This window comes from Microcystis sp. LE19-195.1E (assembly GCF_027532095.1).
Classification (GTDB): Bacteria; Cyanobacteriota; Cyanobacteriia; order Cyanobacteriales; family Microcystaceae; genus Microcystis; species Microcystis aeruginosa.
Genome location: NZ_JAPZSZ010000337.1, coordinates 1 through 1,911, shown reverse-complemented (window position 1 = coordinate 1,911; position 1,911 = coordinate 1). Strand labels below are relative to the sequence as shown.

At 43.5% G+C, this 1,911-nt stretch carries 3 protein-coding genes and 1 pseudogene; 2 read left to right on the top strand and 2 right to left on the bottom strand.

Going from position 1 to position 1,911, the window contains the following annotated elements:
• Positions 1-351: 351 nt before the first annotated feature.
• The gene (locus O9300_RS18255; protein ID WP_012268296.1) at positions 352-612 is read right to left on the bottom strand and encodes a hypothetical protein; all 261 of its coding nucleotides are present in this window, start codon (positions 610-612) and stop codon (positions 352-354) included.
• A gap of 32 nt (positions 613-644) precedes the next feature.
• Here O9300_RS18255 and O9300_RS19570 point away from each other — a divergent pair.
• Positions 645-743 (top strand): annotated as a pseudogene (locus tag O9300_RS19570) (aconitate B); the annotation flags it as partial.
• A gap of 239 nt (positions 744-982) precedes the next feature.
• Positions 983-1,378 carry a hypothetical protein gene (locus tag O9300_RS18250; protein WP_036396888.1) on the top strand — a complete coding sequence of 132 codons (396 nt, stop codon included), beginning with the start codon at positions 983-985 and terminating at the stop codon, positions 1,376-1,378.
• Between the two features lie 6 nt (positions 1,379-1,384).
• Here the strand turns inward: O9300_RS18250 and O9300_RS18245 are convergent, their stop codons facing one another.
• Positions 1,385-1,720 carry a hypothetical protein gene (locus tag O9300_RS18245; protein ID WP_287973182.1) on the bottom strand — a complete coding sequence of 112 codons (336 nt, stop codon included), beginning with the start codon at positions 1,718-1,720 and terminating at the stop codon, positions 1,385-1,387.
• Between the last annotated feature and the right edge of the window lie 191 nt (positions 1,721-1,911).

The window sequence follows — 1,911 nt, the reverse complement described above, 5'->3', positions numbered from 1 at the left end:
GCTTCCACCACCGTCGCATACCACAGTTAAAAAACCATGTACTGTCTTACACAGAGTCCACAGACTTTCGCCCCATTTCAGAAGCCCGATTCCGTGTGTCCCACGGTACGTTGACCGCCTATAGCTTCTTGTACTTGTTGCGCGCGACTTTTTACCCGGCCAAGCTTTTCTGGTCGGAACCCCCTAAGCCGAGTTTTCAAGGTGATGCGCCGTCCACTTGGTTTTCGAGACTGGCCTTTTAATTCTAACGTAAAGCCAACCTAGAACGGCGGGGTTTCAGACCCAAAATTTCCGATGATTACTGATCGCCCTAGGTTGTCTCTTCGTTCAGTAAATGAATAGCGTTGTCCATCAAGCATTGGATGTTCCCTTTGCAGCAATCAGAAGCTCCGACAATGCCTGCACTGCTGCGCTATCGGTTTGAGGCGACCATAGCACGGCTTCAGTGGATGCCAGTTGCTCAAGCAGTACATTTTCCGGATCAGGTTCTCTAGTTGGTTCTAGGCTGCATCCCTCTTCTTTGGCGACTGCTAGGAGCAGAAAGTGAATGAGTCGAAGCTTATCTTGGTGAGATAACTGATTAACTGTGGGCAACAGTTGACTGAGTGACATATTGTTGACTCTGGAGAATACTTCTCTCCATTATAGGTTCGATCGTTATCTCCCCCCAGGGTGCGGTTAGCTTATTGGGAACCATGGTCGGTGGTTATAACGTTCATTCTCTGAGTGAACTGCTGAAATCCGGCGTTACTTTCGATTTTATTAAGTAGTCAGGCAAAACTAATTACCAGCCACAGAGGGCTGAAAGCCTTGCTAGACAAGGATCGCTATGGGTAAATAATTTTACCCAGATACTTACTTAACCCAATCTTAACCCAAAACCAGGCCAGGTGTTGTCAAATCAGAATATGAGAATATGAAGAATGAATTGCTACACAACGAAAGCCCTGCTCTTAAATCAATCCCAAAAATGTTATCGCCTATGAACACTTTTAATGAATTAGAAGAACTGGAAGCTTTTCAGCGCCGTTTAGAGTCTGCTCGTCTGCGTCGTCGTCAGTTGGAAGAGCAGCGCAGACAACTGGAGAATGAATATACTTCCTACGATACACCAGAAAAACTGAAAGGACTGGCAGAAATTGCCGAGACAGCTACTGAATCACCGACTTTTAAGGCAAAATTTTGTCATTTTTATCATCGAAGAGCGACGAGAACGACAGCAGATATAGTGGAAGGGGTGATCGGAATTACCTTTGGCAGCAATATCCCCTTAGCGATCGTAGCCCTAATTATTATTAAACTCTTAAGGATGCTTCTGGAAAACCGTCTTGATGATTATTGCGCTCAGTTTGGAGAAAACGAACCAGAATCAAGATAAAAACCCCTAAGATGTTTCATTAACAGATATTTCAGCTTTTTTGAGCGCAATTTGCCATTCTAAGTCGGCTATTTCTCGATCGAGTTCGACAATTTCACTATTAACTTGCTTTAAATCGGCGATAATTTCTTGTTTACTGCGTTTTCTACCGTAGATAGCCAGTTCATCCTCTTGTAATTTCTCAAGGATAGAGTCTAGGGAACCGGTTAAATCGGCCGAGGGACTATCCATAATACCTAGACGCATCAATACCTGTACCGCTTTGACAACGTCTTGCTGATAAGCTTCTCTAGAGGGGTAATCTTGGGGGTTTTTGAGATTTAAAGCGTCAATGATATTCATATTCCATCTTATGAAGGTTAAATGCGAAACTGTGATTATGTCACACTTAATGGCTCTTCGGTTTGTGTTATGCAATGGACGGGGGTTATAAGGGATGGAACCCTTATAGAGAAAGGCATTTAGCGATTTTTGTCAATTGTTTTTGCTCTAGAGCGAACTAATCAATTAAGTCTCTTGCCAGATAAGGATTT

What these genes read in the sequence shown, in the direction of transcription:
- O9300_RS18255 (WP_012268296.1), bottom strand. Translation starts at nt 612, where the DNA reads ATGTCACTCAGTCAACTGTTGCCCACAGTTAATCAGTTATCTCACCAA.
- O9300_RS18245 (WP_287973182.1), bottom strand. Translation starts at nt 1,720, where the DNA reads ATGAATATCATTGACGCTTTAAATCTCAAAAACCCCCAAGATTACCCC.
- O9300_RS18250 (WP_036396888.1), top strand. Translation starts at nt 983, where the DNA reads ATGAACACTTTTAATGAATTAGAAGAACTGGAAGCTTTTCAGCGCCGT.